Source organism: Sodaliphilus pleomorphus, from assembly GCF_009676955.1.
Classification (GTDB): domain Bacteria; phylum Bacteroidota; class Bacteroidia; order Bacteroidales; family Muribaculaceae; genus Sodaliphilus; species Sodaliphilus pleomorphus.
This window is the reverse complement of record NZ_CP045696.1, coordinates 1,510,915-1,536,356: the sequence shown is the minus strand read 5'-3', so window position 1 is coordinate 1,536,356 and position 25,442 is coordinate 1,510,915. Positions and strand designations below refer to the sequence as shown.

At 59.9% G+C, this 25,442-nt stretch carries 21 protein-coding genes; 11 read left to right on the top strand and 10 right to left on the bottom strand.

The genetic code is table 11. The features are described from left to right. The first annotated feature begins 40 nt into the window (after positions 1-40). A complete protein-coding gene (locus GF423_RS06260) occupies positions 41-208 on the top strand; it encodes a hypothetical protein (RefSeq protein WP_154327541.1) in 168 nt (55 codons plus the stop codon). A gap of 356 nt (positions 209-564) precedes the next feature. Here the strand turns inward: GF423_RS06260 and rbr are convergent, their stop codons facing one another. The 3 genes from rbr to GF423_RS06245 all read right to left on the bottom strand — a co-directional run bounded on the left by rbr (position 565) and on the right by GF423_RS06245 (position 2,310). Next, positions 565-1,107 (bottom strand): rubrerythrin, encoded by a 543-nt coding sequence (gene rbr / locus GF423_RS06255; RefSeq protein WP_154327540.1) that lies wholly within the window; start codon positions 1,105-1,107, stop codon positions 565-567. Positions 1,108-1,224: 117 nt separating this feature from the next. Beyond that, positions 1,225-1,776 carry an NADH peroxidase gene (locus GF423_RS06250; RefSeq protein WP_154327539.1) on the bottom strand — a complete coding sequence of 184 codons (552 nt, stop codon included), beginning with the start codon at positions 1,774-1,776 and terminating at the stop codon, positions 1,225-1,227. 108 nt (positions 1,777-1,884) lie between these two features. Next, a complete protein-coding gene (locus GF423_RS06245; protein ID WP_154327538.1) occupies positions 1,885-2,310 on the bottom strand; it encodes a Fur family transcriptional regulator in 426 nt (141 codons plus the stop codon). Between the two features lie 606 nt (positions 2,311-2,916). Between GF423_RS06245 and GF423_RS06240 the strand changes: the two genes are divergently transcribed. Beyond that, positions 2,917-6,258, top strand: a complete 3,342-nt coding sequence (locus tag GF423_RS06240; protein ID WP_154327537.1) for a SusC/RagA family TonB-linked outer membrane protein — start codon at positions 2,917-2,919, stop codon at positions 6,256-6,258. 45 nt (positions 6,259-6,303) lie between these two features. Beyond that, a complete protein-coding gene (locus GF423_RS06235) occupies positions 6,304-8,007 on the top strand; it encodes a RagB/SusD family nutrient uptake outer membrane protein (RefSeq protein ID WP_154327536.1) in 1,704 nt (567 codons plus the stop codon). A 285-nt stretch (positions 8,008-8,292) separates the two neighbouring features. Here the strand turns inward: GF423_RS06235 and GF423_RS06230 are convergent, their stop codons facing one another. Genes GF423_RS06230 through GF423_RS06215 form a run of 4 tightly spaced genes read right to left on the bottom strand, consistent with a single transcriptional unit; the run spans position 8,293 to position 11,613 of the window. Next, entirely contained in the window at positions 8,293-9,072 is a 780-nt protein-coding gene (locus GF423_RS06230; protein ID WP_154327535.1) for a radical SAM protein, read from the bottom strand. A gap of 40 nt (positions 9,073-9,112) precedes the next feature. Next, positions 9,113-10,387, bottom strand: a complete 1,275-nt coding sequence (locus tag GF423_RS06225; protein ID WP_154327534.1) for a glycosyltransferase — start codon at positions 10,385-10,387, stop codon at positions 9,113-9,115. A 6-nt stretch (positions 10,388-10,393) separates the two neighbouring features. After that, positions 10,394-10,909 (bottom strand): hypothetical protein, encoded by a 516-nt coding sequence (locus GF423_RS06220; RefSeq protein WP_154327533.1) that lies wholly within the window; start codon positions 10,907-10,909, stop codon positions 10,394-10,396. 59 nt (positions 10,910-10,968) lie between these two features. Continuing rightward, positions 10,969-11,613, bottom strand: a complete 645-nt coding sequence (locus tag GF423_RS06215; protein WP_154327532.1) for a ribonuclease H1 domain-containing protein — start codon at positions 11,611-11,613, stop codon at positions 10,969-10,971. Between the two features lie 84 nt (positions 11,614-11,697). On the opposite strand from GF423_RS06215, the gene GF423_RS06210 reads away from it, so the two are divergent. After that, on the top strand, positions 11,698-12,240 hold the full coding sequence (locus tag GF423_RS06210; protein WP_154327531.1) for a shikimate kinase: 543 nt from the start codon (positions 11,698-11,700) through the stop codon (positions 12,238-12,240). A 5-nt stretch (positions 12,241-12,245) separates the two neighbouring features. Here GF423_RS06210 and GF423_RS06205 read toward each other — a convergent pair whose 3' ends face one another. Genes GF423_RS06205 through GF423_RS06195 form a run of 3 tightly spaced genes read right to left on the bottom strand, consistent with a single transcriptional unit; the run spans position 12,246 to position 14,899 of the window. Beyond that, the gene (locus GF423_RS06205; RefSeq protein WP_154327530.1) at positions 12,246-13,262 is read right to left on the bottom strand and encodes an NAD-dependent epimerase/dehydratase family protein; all 1,017 of its coding nucleotides are present in this window, start codon (positions 13,260-13,262) and stop codon (positions 12,246-12,248) included. Between the two features lie 4 nt (positions 13,263-13,266). Continuing rightward, complete coding sequence (locus tag GF423_RS06200; protein ID WP_235911593.1) at positions 13,267-14,307, bottom strand: glycosyltransferase family 9 protein; 1,041 nt, start codon at positions 14,305-14,307, stop codon at positions 13,267-13,269. Continuing rightward, positions 14,294-14,899 (bottom strand): DUF4254 domain-containing protein, encoded by a 606-nt coding sequence (locus GF423_RS06195; RefSeq protein ID WP_154327529.1) that lies wholly within the window; start codon positions 14,897-14,899, stop codon positions 14,294-14,296. Before GF423_RS06195 ends, GF423_RS06200 begins: the two co-directional genes overlap by 14 nt. Before the next feature lie 100 nt (positions 14,900-14,999). On the opposite strand from GF423_RS06195, the gene GF423_RS06190 reads away from it, so the two are divergent. The 7 genes from GF423_RS06190 to GF423_RS06165 all read left to right on the top strand — a co-directional run bounded on the left by GF423_RS06190 (position 15,000) and on the right by GF423_RS06165 (position 25,418). Continuing rightward, the gene (locus GF423_RS06190) at positions 15,000-15,920 is read left to right on the top strand and encodes a serine O-acetyltransferase (RefSeq protein WP_394367026.1); all 921 of its coding nucleotides are present in this window, start codon (positions 15,000-15,002) and stop codon (positions 15,918-15,920) included. A 97-nt stretch (positions 15,921-16,017) separates the two neighbouring features. Further along, positions 16,018-17,745: a THUMP domain-containing class I SAM-dependent RNA methyltransferase gene (locus GF423_RS06185; protein WP_154327528.1), complete on the top strand. Its 1,728-nt coding sequence runs from the start codon at positions 16,018-16,020 to the stop codon at positions 17,743-17,745. A 217-nt stretch (positions 17,746-17,962) separates the two neighbouring features. Further along, on the top strand, positions 17,963-19,237 hold the full coding sequence (gene purD, locus GF423_RS06180) for a phosphoribosylamine--glycine ligase (RefSeq protein WP_154328993.1): 1,275 nt from the start codon (positions 17,963-17,965) through the stop codon (positions 19,235-19,237). A gap of 46 nt (positions 19,238-19,283) precedes the next feature. Continuing rightward, entirely contained in the window at positions 19,284-20,279 is a 996-nt protein-coding gene (locus tag GF423_RS14060; RefSeq protein WP_206113403.1) for a hypothetical protein, read from the top strand. 2 nt (positions 20,280-20,281) lie between these two features. Further along, positions 20,282-21,283, top strand: coding sequence for a 4-phosphoerythronate dehydrogenase (locus GF423_RS06175; protein WP_206113402.1), 1,002 nt, complete (start codon positions 20,282-20,284; stop codon positions 21,281-21,283). Positions 21,284-21,660: 377 nt separating this feature from the next. Continuing rightward, positions 21,661-24,051 carry a type I DNA topoisomerase gene (gene topA / locus GF423_RS06170; RefSeq protein WP_154327526.1) on the top strand — a complete coding sequence of 797 codons (2,391 nt, stop codon included), beginning with the start codon at positions 21,661-21,663 and terminating at the stop codon, positions 24,049-24,051. 149 nt (positions 24,052-24,200) lie between these two features. Further along, positions 24,201-25,418 (top strand): sensor histidine kinase, encoded by a 1,218-nt coding sequence (locus GF423_RS06165; protein ID WP_154327525.1) that lies wholly within the window; start codon positions 24,201-24,203, stop codon positions 25,416-25,418. The last annotated feature ends 24 nt before the right edge of the window (positions 25,419-25,442 follow it).

Here is a 25,442-nt window from a genome sequence, read left to right as displayed (position 1 = left end):
ATGGATGCAAAGTTAATGTTTTTTTTGGTTAAAATGCGCTGTGGCTGTGTGGGATGCAAGCAGGCAGGCCTTCCATGTGCCTGCAAAAGATGCCACCAGCAACCGCGAGGACTTCGACGGCGGCTATCTCGCCTACTTGTATTACAACGAGGGCGACGTGCAGAGCTACACCGACGGCACCACCCAGGCCGCCAAGGTGATGAAATAGTGCAAGTGCCGGCACCCGAACAATGGCGAGGCTGCACCGTGTGAATGAAGTAACTACACGGTGCAGCCTCGCTGGTTTCTCGCTCTCTTGCTGGGTTGACACAATGACCGAGGCATGACAGAAAAACGCCCGGGTCATCACGACCAGGACGTTTCCCTTAGCAAATGCAAGATTTGCTATATCCTCTTTTGTTTCTATATAATTTTTCAGTCAGTGTTATTCTGTAGCCAGGCGGTTGCGGTGCTGCACAGAGCACCGTGGTTGTAAAAGAGAGGAGAGCATAACAACAGTTTTAATTTATCACACAGATTTCACGTTTCGTTCTTGTCGCCTGGCTGTGCTTGCAGTGCCGGGGGTTAGTAGTTCTCGGCCTTGAGCTCCATGTAGCTCTGCGGGTGCTTGCACACGGGGCACACCTTGGGAGCGTTGGGGCCAATGGAGATGTGGCCACAGTTGCGGCACACCCATATGCGGTCGCCCTCGCGCGAGAACACCACGCCCTGCTCGATGTTGCCGACGAGCTTGCGGTAGCGCTCCTCGTGATGCTTCTCGATGGCGCCCACACCCTCAAAGAGCTTGGCCAGCTCCTCGAAGCCTTCTTCGTGAGCCTCCTTGGCCATGCGGTCGTACATGTCGGTCCACTCATAGTTCTCGCCTGCTGCAGCGTCCTTGAGGTTGCTCACGGTGTCCTTGATGGCACCGCCCTGCAGGTACTTGAACCAGAGCTTGGCGTGCTCTTTCTCGTTGTTGGCAGTTTCCTCAAAGAGGGCTGCAATCTGCTCGTAGCCGTCTTTGCGGGCCTTGCTTGCGTAGTAAGTATACTTGTTGCGTGCCATCGACTCGCCTGCAAATGCCTCTTGCAGGTTCTTTTCGGTCTTTGTTCCTTTCAAATCTTTCATTGTGCTAAAATTTTTTTTTGTTTGTTTGTTTTAATCAAGGCGCCAGCCGCTCACGGCCAACGGCGCCTTGACGAGAACGTGTTTTTTCGTTTAAATTGAATAATTGCGTATTATGATTTATTTCTTGAAGTAGCGGTTGTACAGGCCCTCGAAGCCCTTGCCGTGGCGAGCCTCGTCGCGTGCCATCTCGTGCACGGTGTCGTGGATGGCGTCGAGGTTGGCCTGCTTAGCCAGCTTGGCGATGCGGTTCTTGTCCTCGCAAGCGCCGGCCTCGGCCATCATGCGCTTCTCGAGATTGGTCTTGGTGTCCCACACCACTTCGCCCAGGAGCTCGGCAAACTTGGAGGCGTGCTCGGCCTCTTCCCAAGCATAGCGCTTGAAAGCCTCGGCGATTTCGGGATAGCCCTCGCGGTCGGCCTGGCGGCTCATGGCCAGGTACATGCCCACCTCGCTGCACTCGCCCTCGAAGTGAGCCTTGAGGCCGTCGAGAATCTCTTGGGGAGCGCCCTTGGCCACGCCCACGACGTGCTCGGCTACAAATTGTAGGCCTTCGTCTTCTTTGAGTTCCTTAAACTTGGATGCAGGTTGCTTGCATTGGGGGCAGAACTCGGGGGGAGTTTCACCTTCGTAAACATAACCGCACACTGTGCAAATCCATTTCTTTGCCATAATTCTAATAGTTTTAAATGTGAATGTGAATATAATTTAAGTTGTTATCGTTGTTCGGCGCTGGCTGGCCGGCAAGCCGGGGCCAGGTTGCGAATCGTTGTTTTTTTTTCAGTTTTGGCTCTCAACCTGCTTGGCCTTGCAATTGGGGCACAGGCCGAAGTAGTTGAGCTCTACTTTTTCCACCTTGAACCCCGGGTAGGAGTGCAGGTGCGATTTCAAGTGGTCGTCGATCTCGATGTCAAACACCTGCCCGCACTCGCGGCACAGGAAGTGGGCGTGGGGCTTCAGGTTGCCGTCGTAGTGCACGTTGCGCTTGTCGATGCTCAGGGCCCACACGGCGTTGTGCTCTTGCAGCAGCTGCAGGGTGTTGTACACGGTGGTGCGCGACAGCGTGGGTATCTCGGGCAGCAGGTCGCGGTATATGGTGTCGACGGTGGGGTGGGTGAAATGCTCCATCAGGTAGTGCATGATGGCTACCCGTTGCACCGAGGGACGTATGCCGTGATTGATGAGATGTTGTACTGCCGTTTCCACTTTTTTTTAAATCTGAATTATTGTTTGAAATAAGTTCGTTTTTGAAATCGTTACAAAATTACAACGATTACAATTAACGGGCAAGACTTTTTGCAATTTTTTTCAGTTAAAAAGCGTTAAAAGGCTTGTGCTGCGCGCTCGACGAGGTCAAGAAACCTGCCCTGCTTGCCTGGAGACCATATATATTATTAATGTGGAGCCGGCTATTGTGTGGGGGCAGCCTTAAAAAAATAGGAAAAAGATTGTCGATTGTCGATTTTTATGCTTAATTTTGCTTTGTCGTGTCGAGTAGCTGCTGGACGCGAGGTTCATTGTGTGGCGACAGCGCATGTTGTCACGGGGCAATATAAACAGGAAACGAGAAGCTGGAGTGATTGGATTGAAAGAATTGCTCAGCTCTGAAAATAAATGATGAATGCCAACATTACCTTCTGATTACCCAACATGCATCGCCAGTGCGCCAGTGCCAGCGCGTGGCACACGCGGGGTGCAGGCAATGTGCCCAAGCGGTGTTGACACTTCTTGTTGAGACATTGCCGAGAACACTGAGACAGACAGTAAAATAATATATAATGTTTAACTAACTAACTAAAACTTAGCGCGCTTATGAAAAGACAACTAGCTCTTTTGGGAGCGTTGATGCTCGCATGCGGAACCGTGGGTTCTGTGCATGCCGCCGATCCGGCTCCCCAGGTTGTGTCGACCAATGCCGGCACAGTCATTGTGAAAGGCACCGTAGTTGACGAGAACGGCGAGCCCGTGGTGGGCGCCAGCGTTGTAGAACCTGGCACTACCCGCGGCACCTCGACCGACATCAACGGTAACTTCTCACTCAAAGTCAGCAGCAATGCCAACATTCAGGTGTCGTTTATCGGTTACAAGACCGTGACCCGCAAGGCCAGCGACAACCTCAAGATCAAGCTTGCCAACGACAACGCCTTGCTCGACGAGGTGGTGGTGGTGGGCTACGGCCAGCAGAAGAAGGTGAACCTCACCGGCGCTGTGACCAATGTCGACCTCGATAAGACCCTCACCTCTCGCCCCGAGAAGGATGTGACCAAGGCCCTGCAGGGTGCAGTGCCCGGCCTCACCATCCTCAACTCGAGCGGCGACATCAACAGCGAGCCCACGATACAGATACGCGGTGTGGGCTCTCTCAACGGCACAGGCGCACCCCTGATCGTGGTCGACGGCGTGCCCGTCGAGGACCTGGCCATGATCAACGGCGAGGACATCGCCTCGGTAACGGTGCTCAAGGATGCAGCATCGACCTCGATCTACGGTACCCGTGCAGCCTTCGGTGTGATTCTCATCACCACCAAGCAAGGCAAGAAGGGCGACCGTGTGACTGTGAACTACAGCAACAACTTCGCCTGGGACCAGGCTACTTATCTGCCCGACTACCCCGACGTGCCCACCCAGCTCAAGGCAGCCCTCGAGTCGAAGGCCCGCGCCGGCAGTGGCTCGGTTGAGCTCTTCGGTATGTACTTCGACAAGCTGCTGCCCTATGCCGAGGCCTGGCAGAAGCAGTATGGCGGCAAGAAGGGCTACGGCCCCATGACCGCCTACCAGAGCATGGACGCCGTGGGCGACTACTACTTCAACGGCAACCAGCCCATGTACTATGCCGACTACGACATCCAGGATATATGGTACAGCAACCATGCGCCCAGCAACTCGCACGATGTGTCGATAAGCGGTTCGAGCGGCCGCACCACCTTCTATGCAGCCTTCGGCTACAACTCGAGGCAGGACCTCATGAAGTTTAACCCGGCCAAGCTCAAGCGCTACAATGCCACGCTCAACCTGCAGACCGACCTCACCGACTGGCTCACCGTGGGTGCCCGCGTCAACTTCACGCGCCGTCACTTCAGCCGTTCCGACTCCTATAGCAACATCTACCAGTACCTATGGCGCTGGGGCTCGTTCTTCGTGCCCAGCGGCACCATCGACGGCCTCGACACCCGCTTCGTCGCCATGCAGAAGCAGGCTGCCCGCCAAATGGTGACTCGCGACAACACCCGCCTCAACGGCTGGCTGCGTGCCAACATCACCAAGAACCTCACCCTCAACGCCGACTTCACCTACACCATCAAGAACATGAACAGCCACAGCAGCGACTTCACGGTGTATGGCTACAACTGGAGCGGTGTGACGCCCCAATGGATTGTGGGACAGAGCAACACCGACACCTGGCGCGACAACGTCACCCGCGACGACTGGTCGGCCAATGCCTACCTCACCTATCAGAAGTCGTGGAACGATGCCCACAACCTGAGCGTGATGGCAGGTGTCAACGGTGAAAACATGAGCATGGACTACTTCAAAGCCCTGCGTCCGCAGCTCTACAACCAGGACTATGAGGACTTGGGCCTCACCTACGGTCCCCGCACCAAGTGGGGAATCTCAAGCGATACCAACGACCGCTCGTCGGCTGGCTACTTCGGTCGTATCAACTACGACTACAAGGGCATCTACCTGCTGGAGCTCAACGGTCGCTACGACGGTTCGTCGCGCTTCCCCAGCGGCGACAAGTGGGCCTTCTTCCCCAGCTTCTCCATGGGCTGGCGCTTCAGCCAGGAAGCCTTCTGGGAGAGCCTGCGCGACAAGGTGAGCAACGGCAAGCTGCGCTTCTCTTATGGCGAGATCGGCAACGAGGACGTGGGCTCGAGCTGGCCTTACATTTCCACCATCGATGTTATCGATGAGAGCTATGTGCACTGGCTCGACGCCAGCGGCGCCAAGGTCAACGAGTTCGAAATGCCGCTCTGGGTGTCGTCGAGCCTCACCTGGGAGCGCATCAAGACCATCGACGTGGGTCTTGACCTGGGCATCCTCAACGACATGGTGACCCTGGGCTTCGACTGGTACCAGCGCACCACCAACGACATGCTTGCACAGGGTAGCGCCTTGCCGCCATCGGTGGGTGCCGACGCTCCTCTCGACAACAGCGGCAAGCTGCGCACCCGCGGCTGGGAGTTGAACCTGAGCTGGCGCAAGCAATTCAACAAGGACCTGGGCGCCTATGTGACCTTCAACATTGCCGACAGCAAGAGCAAGATTACCGAGTGGAAAAACGACAAGAACATCGGTCACCCGCTCAGCACCAAGTTTGCCTACAAGGGTGAGACCTGGGGCGACATTTGGGGCTTTGAGACCGACCGCTACTTCACCGAGAGCGACTTCACGGGCAAGGATGCCAAAGGCCGCTGGATCTATGCCGACGGCGTGGCCGACCAGACCGGCCTGCAGAACGACCAGTTTGTGTACGGTCCCGGCGACATCAAGTTTAAGGACCTCGACGGCAGCGGTGTGATCGACGGCGGCAAGGGCACAGCCGACGACCACGGCGACCTCAAGGTGATAGGCAACTGCCTGCCACGTTATGAGTACAGCTTCCACATTGGCGGCAACTACCGCGGCTTCGACCTCGACCTCTTCTTCCAGGGCGTGGGCAAGCGTTCGCAGTGGACTACTTCGGCCTTCATGTCGCCCGAGATGCGCGTGAGCGACCTGGCCATCTATGCCCACCAGACCAGCTACAACCGCTACCTGCCCGAGGAGGGTATCGTGGAGATAAGCGAGAGCAACGACTTCCCGGTGCTCTATCCCGGCAACGACGGCAAGGGCAGCGTTCCAGCTCTGGCAAGCGAGGGCGGCTGCCACAACTTCTACCCGCAGAGCAAGTACCTCATCGACATGAGCTACCTGCGCCTCAAGAACGTGACCCTGGGCTACACGCTGCCCGCAATGCTCACCAAGAAGGCCTTCATCCAGAAGCTGCGTGTGTATGCCAGCGTCAACAACCTGTGCCTGCTGCACAAGGGCTCGGGCGACCTGCCCATCGATCCTGAAATCAACACCGGCCAAGGTGCTGCCTATGGCGGCTGGGGACGTACCTACCCCATCACCCGCAGCTGGTCGTTTGGCTTGCAAGTCACATTCTAACTCACTTATTTTCTATTTTTGGCATTATTTTCAACACAACGCAATATGAAAAAAACGATTTTATATATGCTGGCTGCATCGACGCTGGTGCTTGCAAGCTGCGACGACATGCTCGATAAGCAGCCTCGCTCGCAGTTTGTCAACAATCCGGCGTTCTGGAGCAACGAGAACTCGGTGCTCACCTACAGCAACACAATGTATGAGAACTACTCGGGCTACGGCTATGGCGGCAATGGCGGATGGTTCTACTTCAAGAGCCTGAGCGACGACCAGGCCAACCCCGACTTCGACAACTGGACCTTCACCTCGGTGCCCAACACGTCGAGTTACTGGAGCGACGGCTTCGCCGAGGTGCGCCGTTGCAACTACATGATCGTGGGCCTGGCCTCGTCGTCGCTGCCCGCTGCAACGCGCAACAACTTCATGGCCATTGCCCGCCTCAACCGCGCCTGGCAGTACTATCAGCTCGTGCGCGAGTATGGCGATGTGCAGTGGGAAAACTATGCAGTGATCGACCCTGCCGATCCCACTGTACAGGGTGAGCGCACCGACCGCGATGTGGTGATCGACAGCGTGGTGGCCGACCTCGACTATGCGATCGCCAACCTCACCGCCCAGCGCGGCGCCAACTCGTGGAGCAAGGACATGGCCCTGGCCATGAAGAGCGACGTGTGCCTCTATGAAGGCACCTATTGCAAGTACCGCACCGAGGCCGAGAACGGCAAGGCTCCCGACCTGAACCGCGCTGCCAACTACCTGCGCCAGTGCGTCGATGCCAGTGAGCAGCTCATGACCAGCGGCCGCTACACGCTGAGCGCCAACTATGGCGACGTGTACAACAGCCTCGACTTGAGCCAGAACAGCGAAGTCATCTTCTGGCGCAACTATGCCAAGGATGTGCAGGGCCACAGCACCGTCGACTACACCACGGGCTCGACGGCCCAGCGCGGCATCACCAAGGATGCTGTCGACGCCTTCCTCTTCCGCGATGGCAAGCCGCTGGCTACCACCACGCTCGACACCGACGACAAGGCCACCCTCAATGCCAATGGCAACTATGTGGTGACCAAGATGCTCGCCAACCGCGACAAGCGCCTGGGCGTGATCATCGACTCGGTGGTGTGCTTCAAGGACCATGGTTGGGCTCGCACGCCAGGCCTGGCCGAGATGACCTCGTCGACGGGCTACACCGTGCACAAGTATGACAACCTCGAGATGGGTGCCGACAACCCCACGCTCTACCGCAACGGTATAGGCACGGGCTACACCGACGCTCCCATCTACTGGCTGGCTGTAATCTATCTGAACGATGCCGAGGCCAAGGCCGAGCTGGGCACCATCACTCAGAGCGACCTCGATGCCACGATCAACAAGCTGCAAGCACGTGCCGGCCTGCCCGACATGACGCTCAACCCGGCAGCCGACCCGGCCAACAACCAGGGCGTGAGCAACCTGCTGTGGGAAATACGCCGCGTGCGCCGTTGCGAGCTCATGACCGACAACTGGTACCGCTATTGGGACCTCGTGCGTTGGCACCAGCTCGACAAGCTCGACAGTGGCAAGTATCCCAACATCAACCTGGGTGCCAACCTGAGCAATGTGGCCAATGTGAGTGTGAAGGTCGACAACGGCTATGCCGTGGCTACCAATGCTACCCGCACGTGGGACAGCCGCAACTACTTCTTCCCCGTGCCGCAAACGCAGATCACGCTTAACAGCAAGACCACGCAGAACCCTGGCTGGAAGTAAAACTGCATGCACACAGTGAGGCCTCATGCGCCCGGCGCGCATGAGGTGCTGCACTGGCAATGATAAAAACAGCAAGAGCCGCCGAAACCTTTCTTGGGTTTCGGCGGCTTGTTGTTTCCTCACACAGTCAAAAAAAAGTGTCGTCCCCACAATGCTGGAGGATGTCATTTAAATAGTGCTGGCCCAATGACACAGCGTCCACCAGATGACCGCCTCTCGAGGGCTTATGTTGAACTGAACGACATCGGTGCCCGAGCCCCTGCCCGAGCCCTTGCGGTCACGTGCTTAGCCGTTGGCTTGTACCTTGATGCCGGCAGCCTCGATGCGGGCCTTGATGGCGTCGAGCTCTTGTGGGGTCACCTTCTCGAGGTTTTTCTCGGGAGTGGCGCGGTCGATGGCATAGATCATCACCTCGCGGGGATTGATGAGCTTGTAGGCCTCGATGAGGGCGTCGATCTCGGCGCTGGTGGTGTTGTCGATTTTCACCCCGTTGTGCTCGCCGCGCAGCAGGCACGTCTGCACGATGCACTGACCGTTGTAGTCCTTGAGGTCGTCGATCACGCCCTCGGGCAGGCAGCCTGGATTGAGCGGCTGGTTGATGGTGCGCATGGTGTGGGCGATGGCCGAGTCGAGCTTGAGGATGTTGTTGTCGACCGTGAGCAGGGCTTCTTTCACTGCAGGCTTGCCGGCCATGGTGGCGTTGCTGAGCACGCTCACCTTGGCCTCGGGATAATACTGGTTGCGCAGCAGCAGGGTGTCGTGAATGATGCCCTTGAAGTCGGGGTGCAGTGTGGGCTCGCCGTTGCCGCTGAAGGTGATGACGTCGAGGCCGCTGCCGGCTTCCTTCATCTCGTTGAGCTTCTTTTTCAAGGCCCGTTTCACTGCGGCGCGGCTGGGCACGCCGTCGCGGCCCTGGCCCTGGGCGTTCCAGCCGGCCTCGCAATACACGCAGTCGAACGAGCATATCTTGCCGTCGTTGGGCATGAGGTTGATACCCAGGGAGATGCCCAGCCGGCGGCTGTGGATGGGCCCATATACAGTGCTGTGGAATAATACCGTTTGCATGATGATTTAGAATTGAAAAAAAAGTGTTGTTGTTGTTCTGTTATATTGTGGATGAGTGCAGCTCTTGCTGCCTGCCGTGGAGCAGGCGCTCGAAGAGGTCGATATACTGCCGGGCCACGGCCTGGGCGGCAAACTTGCGCTCTACCTCGCGGTGCAGCGCCTCGCGGCTCACGGGCTGGCCGGCAGCCCACTCCAGGCCCTGGGCCAGGCTCTGGGGGCTCTTGTAGGCGGCGATGTAGCCACTCTTGAGGTGGTCGACGATGTCGGCCTGCCCGCCCTTGCCGTAGGTGACGGGAATGCAGCCGCTGGCCTGGCCCTCGATCAGGGTGCCGGGCAGGGTCTCGTAGAGCGAGGTCGAGAGCACGATGTCGCTGTGGCGGTAGAGCTGGCTCAGCACGTCGCGCGATGCCACTGTCCCCACATAGGTGTAGGGCAGGGCGAGCTGCCCGAGCAGCTCCTCGCGGGCGATGTCGCCGTAGAGCAGCAGGTGCAGCCGGCTGGCCAGCGCGGGCTTGTGGCTGGCGATGTGCTGCGTGGCGGCGATGAGCTGGTCGAAGCCCTTCACCCCCTCGTCGAGGCGCCTCGCCCCCATGATGACCACGCTACGGCCGGCCGGCAGGTCGAGGTAGCCGTCGCAGGGCAGGCGATGATAGTCGAAGTCGGACACGGGGAAGGCATTGGGTATCACGCTCACCTGGCTGCTGGCCATGAGCGAGCTGTGGCGGCAGGTGTCCTCGAGCCAGTGGCTCACGGCCACAAAGTGGATGGGCACGCGGCTGTAGAGCGCGGCCTTGCGGCGCTGGGTGCGGGTCGACAGGTCGCGGCCCTTGGTGCCCAGCAGGGGGCAAGCCTGGCAGGTGTGCTGATACTTGCGGCAGTCGTAGGCATGGTGGCACACGCCGGTGGCGTTCCACATGTCGTGCATGACCCACACGATGGGCTTGCCCAGCTTGTGGATGCGCTCGATGCCCTTGAGCGAGAGGGTGCCCTGGTTCACCCAGGCCAGCACCACCACGTCGGCCTCGCGCACCCAGGGGTGCTGGCTGGCGTCGACGCCGTGGGTGCAGGTGTCGACTTGAAAGAGCGTGCTGCGGTCGAAGCCGTTGTGCAGGTAGATGCCCAGGCGCTCGAGCAGGAAATTCTTCTTGTTGTTAAGGGCGTCGCCCATGGGCTGGGCATAAACGTCGATGCCCTGGCGGTCGACGACCAGCATGCGGGCATCGACGCCCTCCTGGCGCAGGGCGTGCACCAGCCTGAGCGAGACCACTGCGGCCCCGCCTGCCGTGTCGCTGTGATTGATGATGACCACGTTCATGAGAACTCACAGTATTGAGAGCTGGTGCAGGATGTCGTTGATCTCGCTGCGGCTGAAGCTGCGGTGCTCCTTGAGCAGGGCCACCATCTCGTCGATGGCCTTGCGTATGTCGGCGTTGGAAAACACCTTCACCAGGTGGGAGAAGTACTTGTCAAAGATGGGTTCCACCTCGTCGCGTTCGAGCTGGCACAGTTCCTTGCCTTCCTCGGCCATGGCGTCGAGCAGGGCTTTTTTGCTCTTGCGGTCGATCGTGCCGTGGTCGAGCAGCATCTTGCGGCACACGGTGTCGGCAATGATGAGGCCCATCGATATTTGATAGTGGGAGTAGATGCACTGCCACGACTGCTTGGCATTGATGCGGGGGTTGCCGCTGAAGAAAAACTCGGGAGTGAACTGGATGCAGTCGAGCCCGTCGGCATCGAGCGTGACGCCGGTGTACAAGTCGGAGGCGTCAAATATCGACAGCCCAATGGTCATGCCCGCCACTCCGTAGCATTTATCGTCTTCGTTTCGATATCTCATCTTTATTGTTTCAACATAAAAATATAGTTTACTCGAGGGGCAAAAACTGTGCCTGCCTGTCACTTGCGGCCAAAATCGGCAGGGCACTCGCCCCACTTGTCAGTTTGCCACTTGATCACAAAGTTCTTGTAGTCGTGGGTTGCCAGCCAGCGCTCGGCGCGTGCGATGATCTCAAAGAGCTTCTCGTTGCGGCCGGTGCGGGCCAACTTGGTGTTGCAGTGCTTTTTTTTCACCCACAGCAGGGCGTTGCGGCTGTCGGTGTACACGGCGGTCATGGTCTTGCCCTGGTTGTTGAGCCAGGCCAGGGCGTGCACGATGGCCAGGAACTCGGCCACGTTGTTGGTGCCGTCGGGATAGGGGCCCTGGCGAAAGAGCTCTTTGCCCGAGAAGATGTCGACGCCGCGATACTCCATGAGCCCCGGGTTGCCGCTGCAGGCGCCGTCGACGGCCACGCTGCCGGGGTAGATCTCGGGTATGGCGGCATAGTTCACGACAGTAGTGGTGGGGGCGTTGGCGATGGCCCTGATGAGGGCTGCATCGTCGTCGCCGTTGTTGCGGAAGGCCACGATGGCCTCTTCACGGGTGTTGAACGACTTGTAGCGGGCGTGGGGCACGTGCTCCACGCGCTGCCGGCACTCCTCCCACGTCTCGCATATGCCTGGCTCGGTGCCTTCCCACACGACGTACCACTTGCGTTTGCCCATAATGCTTTGTGTCGATTTCGGTTAGTAATTTTACAAAGTTACGATTTTTTGCTTACATTTGCTGCCTGCAAGCGAAAAAACTGGATGACTACAATATTTCTTATCGGATACATGGGTTGTGGCAAGACCACGCTCGGGGCTGCGCTGGCTGCCGAGCTGGGCGTGCCCTTTGTCGACCTCGACGACTACATCGAGGAGCGGTGCGAGGCCCCGATATCGCTCATTTTCAAGCAACGCGGCGAGCGAGGCTTCCGCGAGATCGAGCGCCGTGCGCTTGTCGAGGTGGCGGCCTCGGCGACGGGCAGTGTCGTGGCCTGCGGCGGCGGCACCCCTACCTGGCCTGGCAACATGGAGCTCATGAACGGCGCGGGCCTCACGATATGGCTCACGACCAGCCCCGAGCGCATTGCCGCCCGCCTGGCCCTGCCCGAGCAGAAGGCCAAGCGCCCGCTCATAGCCGCGATGCAGGATAGCGAAATTCTGCGCTATGTGAAGGAGAACCAGGCGCGCCGCGAGCCCTGCTACAGCCAGGCACAGCTGCGGTTTGACTCCACCCGCATCGAGACGGCGCGCGAGACGGTGGCCACGGCACGCGAGCTGGCCACCCTGCTGCGCACTGTGCTGTAGCCGGCCTATAGCCAGCCGGCCTGCCTGTACCAGGCGATGGTCTCGTGCAGGCCTCGCTCGAGGTCGTATTGCGGGGTGAAGCCCAGCTCGCGCTTGGTGAGGGTGGTGTCGCACATCCAGTTGCGCTGCTTCAAGATGTTGTACTTGTCGTTGTTGAGCGGCGTGCCCTTGCCGGTGAGCTGGGTGTAGAGGCTGCCGGCGAAGCAGACGACGCGCAGCAGCCACAGCGGGCAGGTGATGGGGATGACCAGCTTCTTGTGCAGCTCGCGCAGCACGATGCGGCGAAATTGCTGCTGGCTGTAGGCACGGTCCTCGCTCAGGAAGTAGGCGCGACGCTTGGGGCCGGCCTCGAGTGCCTTGATCACGGCTGCAGCCAGGTCCTTGACATAGATGAAGGTGAGCATCTGCTTCTTGAAGCCCACACTGAAGTCGAAGCCGTGCTTTATGGTCTTCATCATCAAGTAGTAGTCGCGCTCGTGGGGGCCGTAGACGCCTGTGCAGCGGAATATGGTGTAGGGGAAGTCGGGGTTGAAGGTGGTGAGGTAGTTCTCGGCCTTGGCCTTCGACAGGCCGTATTGGGTGTTGGGCACCGGGTCGTCGCTCGTCTTGAAGGGGGTGTAGTTTTTCTCGTCGCCGGCCCCCATCACGCTCAGGCTGCTCATGAGCAGGAAGGTCTCGGGCTCGGCCTTGAGCCGCTTGAGGGTGTCGACCATGATTTTCAGGTAGCCGTAGTTCACTCGCTCAAAGGCCTGGTAGTTGGGGGCCTTGGTGGCACCCAGGTTGTGCACCACATAGTGCCACTTGCCGCCCATCTCGTCGATGGCGGCCTGCAGTGCTGTCTCGACCTGCCCGGGGTGGCCAAAGTCGAGCTCGATGAAGTGGATGCGCTCGTCGCGCAGGAACTCGCGACTTGTGGAGTGGCGCACTGCCGCCCAGGTCTCGTAGCCGTGCCTGAGCGCCTCGGCCACGATGAAGCCGCCTATGAAGCCGCCGGCGCCGGTCACCAGTATTCTCTTTGCCATGATGCTATGCAATAGTTTGTTTTATCTTTTCTACAATGGTTTCGGGCTTGATGCCCGTCATGCAGCGGTAGTCGCCATACTTGCACGGGCGCTGCCCGAATACCGAGCACGGCCTGCAGTCGAGCTCGAGCTGCACGGCGCTCTCGGGGGGCTGCCGCCAGCCCATGAAGCCGCAGTAGGGGTGGGTGGCGCCCCATATCGATACCACGGGGGTGCCTGCGAGCGAGGCCATGTGCATGTTGGCCGAGTCCATAGTCACCATCACGTCGCAGGCTGCCATGAGTGCAAACTCGTCGACAAAGTTGTGCTTGAGCTCGGCCATCGACAGGGTGTGGGGGTACTTGACGGCCAGGCGGTGCAGCTCCTGCTTCTCCTGGCTGCCGCCGCCGAAGAGGAAGATGCGCACCCGGGGCCAGGCAGCCACCTGCCCTATCACTTGCTCGAGCAGGGGCATGGGGTAGACCTTGCCCTTGTGTTGCGAGAAGGGGGCAATGGCTATCCAGCGCTCGCCGGTGTCGCGGGCCGGCAATTTCGGGCTACTGATGTGGGAGAACCCTTCGAAGGTCTCGCTGTAGTCGAAGCCCAGGCGCTCAAACACGGCCACATAGCGGTCGTGCGAGCTGGCGAGCTGGCGGTGCAGCCTGCCCTTGCACAGGGCGCGCTTCTCGCGGCGGCCCTTGTCGATGCGCGCCACGGCAATGCCGTGCAGGCGCATCGAGGCATCGATGAGCCAAGAGCGCAGCACGTCGTGCAGGTCGGCCACGGCGTCGATGTGGTAGTGCTTGCGCAACTCGGCAGCGAGCCTGAGCATGCCGGCGGCGCCCTTGTAGTCGGTCGTGACCTCGGCGTCGACAACCACCAGGTTGGCCGGGCGCTCGATGAGCATGCCGGCCGGCCAGGGGCGGGTGAGCATGACAAAGCGTGTGTGGGGGTAGGCCCGGCACATCGAGTAGAGCACCGGTATGGCTATGGCCACGTCGCCCAGCGCCGAGAAGCGTATCACCAGCACGTTGCGGGGCAAGTCGTTGTGGCTATTTCTTGCCATAGAGTACAGGGTTGGTGGCCGGGTCGTTGTACATCTTCATTTGGCGGTACACTTTCATGTACTTGCGACCGGCGGCGATGTCGTCGAGCAGCTGGGTGATGGCTGTCGAGAGGTCGGCACGCTGCTCAAGCAGCACGTCGAGCTTGGCCTTGCAGCGTGCGCGGTGGTCGGGGGTGGCGTCGGGGCGCGTGGCCTGCTCCTGCATGTGATAGATTTTGAGTGCCAGTATCGACAGGCGGTCGATGGCCCAGGCCGGGCTCTCGGTGTTGATGGTGGCTTGCGGCAGCGGCTCGACGCCGGCATAGCGCGTGCGCAAGTAGGTGTCGATTTTCTCGACCAGGTCGGTGCGGTCTTGGTTGCTCTTGTCGATGCGGCGCTTCAGGGCCAGGGCAGCCACGGGGTCGATGTCGGGGTCGCGTATGATGTCCTCCAGATGCCACTGCACGGCGTCGATCCAGGCCTTGGCACACAGGTCGTGCTCGATAGTGCCCTGCGCATAGGGGTTGTGGAGCGGGGCGTCGACGTCGTCGGTGACGTGATAGCGTGCTACCGTGTCGTTGAATATCTTGTTGCAAGTGTCTACAAGTGTCATGATTTCATCGTTTGGGTGTGGTGCAAAGGTACATTAAATTGCCCGCAATATCAAAAAAAGCATTAACTTTGCATCGTTCTTAAAGTTACGATACACAGTTATGGGTGACAATACTTATATCAACGAGGCCGAGCTCAAGGCCACAGTGCACAAGCTGGCCAACGTCTCCACCACACAGCGCATGTGCCACATGCGTTTCGGCAGCGAGCCGCTGCCCAGTCAAGACATGATAAAGCAGATTGTCGCCGTGTGTCGCGAGTTGCTTTTCCCCGGTTTTTTCGGCTGCGACAATGTGAACAGCTACAACCTGGAGTATGTGATAGGGCTGCAGTGCGAGCGGCTCAAGGCCATGCTCGAGTCGCAGGTGGCAGCAGGCCTGTGCTTTGACCGGCCCTGCGACAAGACCGACCTGGGCGACATCTTTGCGCGGGCCGAGGCCATCACCCGCCGCTTCATCAACAGCCTGCCCGAGTTGCGCAGTGTGCTGCACGACGACGTCGAGGCCATCTACAACGGCGACCCGGCGGCCACGAGCTACGAGGAGGTGATATACTGCTACCCGTCGGTCAAGGCCATCACCAACTACCGGCTGGCCCATGAGTTTATGGCTGCCGGGGTGCCCATCATACCGCGCATGATGACCGAGCTGGCCCACAACGAGACGGGCATCGACATCCACCCGGGTGCCAGCATAGGGCGCCACTTTGCCATCGACCACGGCACGGGCGTGGTGATAGGCGCCACCACCATCATAGGCGACAATGTGAAGTTGTACCAGGGCGTGACGCTGGGTGCCCGCAGCTTTGCCCTCGACGAGAGCGGCAATCCCGTGAAGGGCGTGCCACGGCACCCCATCATAGGCAACAACGTGATCATCTACAGCAATGCCACCATACTGGGCCGCATCCATGTGGGCGACAATGCCGTGGTGGGCGGCAACATCTGGGTCACCACCGATGTGGCCCCTGGCGAGCACCGCGTGCAGGCAAAGCCCAGCAATGTGGCGGCACAAAAAAAATAGGGGGGCTTCTCTTTTCTCTTAGCACGAGTTGCCGTAACTTTGCACCCGCAACATTTTTCTACTTGATATTTTACCTAAATAAAAATAAATCAACACGATGAGTGAAAATTTTGAAATGGTGGCCAAGACCTTCCAGGGTCTGGAGGGCGTATTGAGCGACGAGCTGAAGGAGCTGGGCGCCCAAGATGTGCAGCAAGGCAAGCGCATGGTCTCCTTCACTGGCGACAAAGAGATGATGTATCGCGCCAACTTCTGCCTGCACACGGCACTGCGCGTGCTCAAGCCCATCTACAAGTTCCGCTCGGCCGATGCCGACGACCTCTATGAAAAAGTGAAGCGCTTCGACTGGAGCACGATCATGCAGGCTACCGACACGTTTGCCATCGACTCTACGGTATACAGCGAGAGCTTCCGCCACTCGCGATTTGTCACCTATCGTGTGAAAGACGCCATTGCCGACTACTTTATGGAGGCCGAGGGGAGCAGGCCCTCGATAAGGCTCAACGCGCCCGACTTGCGTCTCGACGTGCACATCTCGGGCGACGAGGTCACGCTTTCGCTCGACTCGTCGGGCGAGCCGCTCTACAAGCGCGGCTGGCGCGTGGCGCAGACCGATGCCCCCATCAACGAGGTGCTGGCCGCCGGCATCATCAAGCTCAGCGGGTGGCACGGCCAGTGCAACCTGGTCGACCCCATGTGCGGCTCGGGCACCTTCCTGATCGAGGCAGCCCTGATTGCTGCCAACATCAACCCCGGCGTGTACCGCAACGACTTTGCGTTTCAGCGCTGGAGCGACTACGACCCCGAGCTGTACAGCAAAATCTACAACGACGACTCGGGCGAGCGGGAGTTTGGCTACAAGATATATGGCAGCGACATCGCTGTGCAGGCTGTGGCCATAGCCGAGGCCAACGTGAAGAGCGCCGGCCTGGGCAAGATGATCGAGGTGAGGCAGCAAGACCTGCGCGAGCTGGAGGAGGCTCCCGAGAAGGGCTATGTGATCACCAACCCGCCCTATGGCGAGCGGCTCAGGCCCGACGACATCGCAGGCCTCTACGAGAGCATAGGGCAAAAGCTCAAGAAGGTGTTTCGCGGCTATCAGGCCTGGCTCATCACCTACGACAAGGAGCTCACCAGCCTCATCGGGCTGCACCCCTCGGTGACCTACCCGCTGCTCAACGGCGACCTGGAGTGCGAGCTGCGCGAGTATGTGATTTTCGACGGGTCCTACAAGGACATGAAGCGTGCCGGCGGCACCCTGCGCAACGAGGGCTTCCGTGCCAGCGACAAGGACCGCGGTGCGCGCAGGCCCTTCAAGGAGACCTACGGCGGCGACGGCGATGCCGAGTCGCATGACGATGGCGGCAAGCCGCGCCGCCGCTTCGACCGCGACAAGAAGGGCCGTGGCGAGCGTGACGGCGGCAAGCCGCGCCGCTTCGACCGCGATAAGAAAGGCCGTGTCGACCGTGTCGACCGCGACGACGAGCAGCCGCGCAAGCCGCGCCGCTTCGACCGCGACAAGAAAGGCCGTGTTGACCGCGACGACGAGCAACCGCGCAAGCCACGCCGCTTCGACCGCAACCGCGACGAGCGTGACCGCCGCCGCGAGCAACGCCGCGAGGAGCGCCACGAGCGCCACGAGAGTCTGCTCGACCGCGATGCCTTCTTCCACAGCGAGAAGTTTGCCCGGCAAGTGCTGCAGCACCGCGAGCCCACGTTGGGCAAGGATGCCGAGGTGCCCATCGTGCGCGGCCGCCGCAAGAGCTGGAAACGCAACGACGGCAGCAATGAGAACGGCAACTCGTCTACTGCCGGCGACCAGTAGCGAGCTTGGACAATGAAACAGAGCGGGGGCCTGCGACTGGGGTCGCGGGCCCTCGTTTTGGCATCTTTGGGGAGAGCAGCCGAGCCTGCCGGGCACGAGCAGGGCGGGCGAGGCGCTCATTTTGGAGGTCTACACTTCTCAATGTGCGATAAATTTTATACTTTTGCACACAACCGGGAAATGCGGTAGTAAAACAGTAATTTTAACAATGGACAAGGTGAAAATATTGCTGCTGGGCTCAGGCGGCCGTGAGTGCGCTATTGCGTGGAAATTGAGTCAAAGTGAGTTGCTCGACAAGCTGTATATTGCCCCTGGCAATGCAGGCACGGCACAGTATGGCGAGAACCTGGCGCTGTCGCCCGTCGACTTTGACGCCGTGGGCAAGGCAGCCCTCGACAAGGGCATCGACATGCTGGTGGTGGGCAACGAGGACCCGCTGGTGGCCGGCATTGCCGACTACTTCAAGACCCGCAAGGAGCTGAGCCACGTGATGGTGATAGGCCCCTCGCGGCTGGGCGCGCAGCTCGAGGGCAGCAAGGACTTTGCCAAGGGCTTCATGCAGCGCCACGGTATACCCACGGCCCAATACCTGAGCGTGACGGCAGCCACGCTTGAGCAGGGCTACGACTTTCTCGAGAAGCAGCGTGCGCCCTATGTGCTCAAGGCCGACGGCCTGGCTGCCGGCAAGGGCGTGCTCATTGTGCCCACGCTTGAGCAGGCCAAGGTGGAGCTCAGGGAGATGCTGGGCGGCCTCTTCGGCAAGTCGAGCGCCACGGTGGTGATCGAGCAGTTTCTCAAGGGCATCGAGTGCTCGGTCTTTGTGGTGACCGACGGCAAGGACTATCGCCTGCTGCCTGTGGCCAAGGACTACAAGCGGGTGGGTGAGCACGACAAGGGGCTCAACACCGGCGGCATGGGCAGCGTGTCGCCCGTGAGCTTTGCCGACGAGGCCTTCATGGCCAAGGTGAAGGCACGCATCATCGAGCCCACCATCGCAGGCCTGGCCCAGGAGAAACTGCCCTACACGGGCTTCATCTTCTTCGGCCTCATCAATGTGGAGGGCGACCCCTATGTGATTGAGTACAACTGCCGCATGGGCGACCCCGAGACCGAGGTGGTGATGCCGCGTCTCAAGAGCGACCTGGTGGCCCTGCTGCTGGCTGCAGCCCGTGGCCAGCTCTCGACAACCACGGTCGAGATCGACCCGCGCTATGCCGTGACGGTGATGATGGTGTCGGGCGGTTACCCGCAGGCCTACGAGAAGGGCAAGGTCATCACCGGGCTCGACAAGGTGCAGCACAGCATCGTGTTTCACGCGGGCACCAAGCGCAGCCCCGAGGGCGAGCTGCTCACCAGCGGCGGCCGCGTGCTGGCCGTGACCAGCTATGGCGCCACCAAGCAAGAGGCCCTGCAGCAGTCCTACGACAATGTGCACATCATCGACTTCGACAAGAAATATTACCGCCGCGACATAGGCTTCGACTTGAAGTGACCGGCGTGGCTGCCTGGCAGCTGCGTGCGTGGCGAGGAGTGAAATAATGAGCTACTACGAAGACAGAATAAACGAGTTTCTCAACGGGCGTGCCTTCATGACGCTGCAAGCAGTGGCGCTGGTGGCGTGCTCGTTGCTGGCCTATGCCAGCGGCCGCTTTGAGAGCTTCGACACGGGCAACGGCGTGTTTTTCAGCCTTGCGGCCAATTACTTGATACCCGATGCGCGGGTGTCGCTGGTCGTCAACATGGCGGCATTGCTGGCCATAGCTTTTTCCACGATAGTGCTCAACAAGGTGTACAACTTTGTGCGCTCGGTCACGTTTATAGGGGCCTCGGTATTCTTGTTGCTCATGATGGCCAACCCCTTTGTGTGCACGCAGCTCAATGCGGGCACGGTGCTGCTGCTGGTGGCTGTGGTCTCGATGTTTGTCATGTTTTCGACCTATCAGCGCAAGGGTACCTCGCAGCGCAGCGTGTACATCATCTTTGCCCTGCTCTCGCTGTGCTGCATGTTTCAGTATGCTTTCATCGTGCTGGTGGTCACCTTTGTGGTGGGCCTGCTCATGATGCGGGGCATCGACTTCCGCGGCATTATTGCCATGTTGCTGGGTCTGGCCACACCGTTCTGGATAGGGCTGGGGCTGGGGCTGGTCGACGTGCACACGGCCATGTTGCCCGAGATTGAGACTATATGGAAGCAGCTGCAAGGCAACCAGATGCAGCTTGTCATAGCCTCGACAGCTGTTGTGGCGGTGCTTGCCGTGGTGCTCATGATTGCCAATATGTTCACCATACTCAACTACAGGCTGCAGATACGCGTGTACAACAGCTTCTTTCTTGTGCTCACGGTAGTGGCCATAGGCATGATGTGCATCGACTACCGCAACATGATGATCTATGTGCCGCTGCTCAACTGGTGCCTGGCCATCCAGGTGGCCCACGCCTTCACAATCAACAACACGTTGACGCGTCGATATATACCTGTGCTGCTGCTCATTGCAGGAGCCTGGGCCATATATGTGGCCCACATCATTTCATAACCATGATAAGGATTATAGTAGAAAGCCACATCCCCTACATCAAGGGGCTGCTCGAGCCCATGGCCCGAGTCGAGTATCTCGACACCTGCGACATCACCGCGGCAGCGGTGCGCGATGCCGACGCGCTGCTGGTGCGCACCCGCACGCGCTGCGATGCCAGCCTGCTCGAGGGCAGCCGTGTGCGTTTCATCGGCACGGCCACCATCGGTACCGACCACATCGACCTCGACTATTGCCGCGAGCGCGGCATCGAGGTGGTCAATGCCCCGGGGTGCAACGCCCCGGCAGTGGCCCAGTGGGTGCATGCCGCCCTGGGCTGCTGGCTCGGGCAGATGCCAGTGCCAGTGCACGGGCCCCTCACCCTGGGAGTGGTGGGCGTGGGCCACGTGGGCAGCATTGTGGCCCGGTGGGGCCGTGAGCTGGGCTACCGCGTGCTGCAGTGCGACCCGCCGCGTGCTGCCGCCGAGGGCAGCGAGGGCTTTGTCACGCTCGACCAGGTGAAGGCCCAGAGCGATGTCGTCACCTTTCACACGCCGCTCACGCGCGAGGGCCAGTGGCCCACGTTTCACATGTGCGATGCGCAGTTTCTGGCCCAGGCACCGCACCTGAGGCTCGTGATGAATGCCGCCCGTGGCGCCGTGTGCGACAACAGTGCGCTTGCCGGCTGGGCGGGCGACGTGGCTATCGACTGCTGGGAGCACGAGCCGGCCATCGACCGCCAGCTGCTGGCCAAGGCCCTTGTGGCCACGCCCCACATTGCCGGCTACAGCAGCGACGGCAAGCACCGCGGCACGGCCATGGTGGTCGAGGCGCTCAACCGCCACTTCGGCTTCGACGCCCGCCCCGTGCAGGCCCAGGCACCCGCCTCGGGCGCGAGCCAGGTGACCCTGGAGCGCATCATGCGCAGCTACGACCCCATGCTCGACACGGCACGGCTCAAGGCCTGCCCCCACGACTTTGAGCGCCTGCGCAACAACTACGACCTGCGTCCCGAAGTGATGTAGTCACCCACACACTCTCTCACCGAGTATAAAGCAAAGAAAATGCATGAAAAGCTGTAGCAAGCATATTGTGGCACAAGTGTTGTGGCGGTGCGTGTGCATCGCCGCCGTGGCTCTGCTCGCCCGTTTCCCGGCAGTTTGAGCGCAGGCACCCCCAGCTGGTGCAGCACAACGCCGTGTTCGGGTTCACCATGGGCGACACCTACGAGCGGCGGGGGCGGGCGGGAAGCCGTGAAAGTGCGGGCTGAAATCAAAAAAACACACATTATTATAGAAAGTAAAGAATTTTTGCCTAATTTTGCACCCGATTTTGAAAAAAGCCCCCTTTTTTTCTGCACGGTGTGCTGGCAGGGGGCAAGATAAAAAGAGGTTTAAGATTTATGCCAGACAATTTAGTGATTGTAGAGTCTCCGGCCAAGGCCAAGACCATCCAGAAGTTTCTGGGAAATGACTACAAGGTGATGTCGAGCTACGGGCACATACGTGACCTGCACAAGAAGGACTTCAGCATCGACATCGACAATGGCTTTGAGCCTATATATGAAATTCCAAGCGACAAGAAAGCCCTCGTGGCCGACCTCAAGAAGGCTGCCAAGCAGGCCAAGACGGTGTGGCTGGCCTCGGATGAGGACCGCGAGGGAGAGGCCATCTCGTGGCATCTCTACGAGGTGCTGGGACTCAAGCCCGAGAATACCAAGCGCATCGTGTTTCACGAGATCACCAAGCCTGCCATCGTGGAGGCCATCAAGCACCCCCGCGCCATCGACATCAACCTGGTCAATGCCCAGCAGGCGCGCCGCGTGCTCGACCGCATCGTGGGCTTTGAGCTCTCGCCGGTGCTGTGGAAGAAGATAAAGCCGGCCCTGTCGGCCGGGCGCGTGCAAAGTGTGGCGGTGAGGCTCATCGCCGAGCGCGAGAAGGAGATACGCAACTTCAAGAGCGAGCCCTACTACCGCGTCACCAGCACGATGCAGCCCGAGGGCAGCCAGGCCAGTGTGGCGGCCGAGTTGAACACGCGTCTCAAGACGCACGACCAGGCCGTGGCCTTTCTCGAGGCCTGCCGCACGGCCCGCTTCACGGTGGGAGCGGTGACCGTGAAGCCGGTGAAGAAGTCGCCGGCCCCGCCGTTCACTACCTCGACCCTGCAGCAGGAGGCTGCTCGCAAGCTGGGCTTCTCGGTGTCGCAGACGATGCGCGTGGCCCAGTCGCTCTATGAGTCGGGACTCATCACCTACATGCGTACCGACTCGCTCAACCTCTCCAACCTGGCCCTGGGAGCCATAGGCAACGAGATTGAGACCACGCTGGGCAAGCAATACCTCAAGATACGCAAGTACCACACCACCAGCAAGGGCGCCCAAGAGGCCCACGAGGCCATACGCCCCACTGCCATTGCCCATCGCGACATCGAGGGCACTGCCCAGGAGAAGAAGCTCTACAACCTGATATGGAAGCGCACCATTGCCTCGCAGATGGCCGACGCCGAGCTCGAGCGCACCACGGTCGACATCGCAGTGAGCAACCGCCCCGAGCACTTCACGGCCACGGGCGAGGTCATCAACTTCGACGGTTTCCTGAAGGTGTATATCGAGTCGACCGACGCCGATGCCACCCCGGCCGACATGCACACCCTGCCGCCCATGACCACGGGCAAGGGCATGATGGCCCGCGACGTCACGGCCACGCAGCGCTTCACGCAGCAGCCGGCACGCTACACCGAGGCCTCGCTCGTGCGCACGCTCGAGGAGCTGGGCATAGGGCGCCCGTCGACCTACGCCCCCACCATCTCTACCATTCAGGCCCGCGGCTATGTGGAGAAGGGCGAGAGCAAGGGCACCAAGCGCGACTATGAGGTGATGATGCTCGCTGGCGACAAGATCGAGACCAAGCGCAAGAGCGAGCTCACCGGCGCCGAGAAGGGCAAGCTGCTGCCCACCGATGTGGGCATGGTGGTCAACGACTTCCTCATGCAGTATTTCCCATCGATTCTCGACTACAACTTCACGGCCAAGGTCGAGAACGAGTTTGACGAGATTGCCGAGGGCAAGGAGGTGTGGAACAACGAGATAGGCAAGTTCTACAAGAAGTTTCACCCCGATATCGAGAAGGTGTCGGCCCTGCGCCTCGAGCACAAGGTGGGCGAGCGCGTGCTGGGCAACGACCCCAAGACGGGCAAGCCCGTGTCGGTCAAGATAGGGCGCTTCGGGCCTGTGGTGCAGCTGGGCTCAAAAGACGACGACGAGAAGCCGCAGTTTGCCTCGCTGCAGAAGGACCAGAGCATCGAGACGATAACGCTGGCCGACGCGCTCAAGCTCTTTGAGATGCCCCGCAACCTGGGCAAGTTTGAAGACGCCGATGTGACTGTGGCCATAGGCCGTTTCGGCCCCTATGTGAAGCACAACGGCAAGTTTGTGTCGATTCCCAAGACCATGTCGCCCCAGTCGATCACGCTCGACGAGGCCTGCCAGCTCATCGTCGACAAGCGCGAGAGCGAGGCCAAGAAGGTGATCGCCACCTTTGCCGAGGAGCCCGAGCTGCAAGTGCTCAACGGTCGCTACGGCCCCTACATCAGCTACAAGAAGCAAAACTTCAAGATACCCAAGGGCAAGGACGCCGCCCAGCTCACGCTGGCCGACGTGAGGGCTATTGTGGCCGACGAGAGCAATGCCACCAAGTCGTCGGCCCGCCGCGCTGCCCGTGCTGCCGCAACCAAGAAGCCTGCCGCAACCAAGCAGCCTGCAACGCGAAAGAAGAAGGCCGCCAAGGCCTGAGGCGTCGCTGCCTCGCAGCAGTGTGCTCGCGGCATCACGGCACAGCTGTGGGCATCACGATGACACAATCGGGGGACTGAGGCGACTCAATCCCTCGATTTTTCATTTTGAATTGCGCCCAGTGTGCACTATCTTTGCAATCACAAGGCATGAATCTACGCAACATATACGACTCGCGACGCATCTGGAAGATAGGTCTCATCACCGTCTCCCTGCTGCTCATGGGCATGTTTCTGCTCATCTCCAACCACCTGGTCAAGGACCTGGCCAAGCAGGAGCGTGAGCGCATGGAGATATGGGCCGATGCCACCAAGGAGCTGGCCTCGATGAGCAGCGAGCCCGGTGCCATGCCCACCGATGTCGACTTTGTGTTTCGCATCATCGAGGGCAACCACAACATACCGGTGCTGCTGGTCGACGACCACGACAACATCTTGCAATACCGCAACTTCCGCCTGCCCGAGAAGGTCGACAGCCTCAACCCCATGCAGCTCTCGGCCCGCAACAAGCACTACCTGCAAGGCAAGCTGCAGCGCCTCAAGCACTCGCCCAACAAGATCGTGATCAATATCGACAAGTCGACGCGGCAATACCTGTACTACGAGGACTCTACCGTGCTGCGCCGCCTGGCCTACTACCCCTACATTCAACTGGCCGTGCTGCTCCTGTTTCTGGGTGTGGCCTATTTCGCCCTCATCAGCGTGAAAAAAGCCGAGCAAAACAAGGTGTGGGTGGGCCTGTCGAAGGAGACGGCCCACCAGCTGGGCACGCCCATCTCGTCGCTCATGGCCTGGACCGAGCTGCTCGACACGATGGGCGTGGACAAGAGCATCGTGGCCGACATGAACAAAGACGTGCAGCGCCTGTCGAAGATTGCCGACCGCTTCTCCAAGATAGGCTCGATGCCCGAGAAGGAGCTCGAGTTTATCAACGAGGCTGTGGTCTCGAGCCTGGAATACATGCGCAGCCGCATTCCCAAGCGCGTGAGCCTCGACCTGCATCTCGACCAGGCCCGCAATTGCGGTGTGATGCTGAGCCCGCCCCTCTTTGAGTGGGTGATGGAAAACCTCACCAAGAATGCCGTCGATGCCATGAGCGGCCAGGGCAGCATCGACATCACCGTCGACACCAGGGGCGACCAGGCCGTCATCCTGGTCAAAGACACGGGCAAGGGCATACCGCGCAAAAACTTCAAGACGGTGTTCAATCCGGGCTACACCACCAAGAAGCGAGGCTGGGGGCTGGGGCTCACGCTGGTGAAGCGCATCGTCGAGGAGTATCACGGCGGCCGCATCTATGTCAAGGACTCAGAGCTGGGCAAGGGCACCACCTTCTGCATCACGCTGCCGCGAGTAGCCGACAGCTGATCCACGACAAAGCCTTAACAAAAC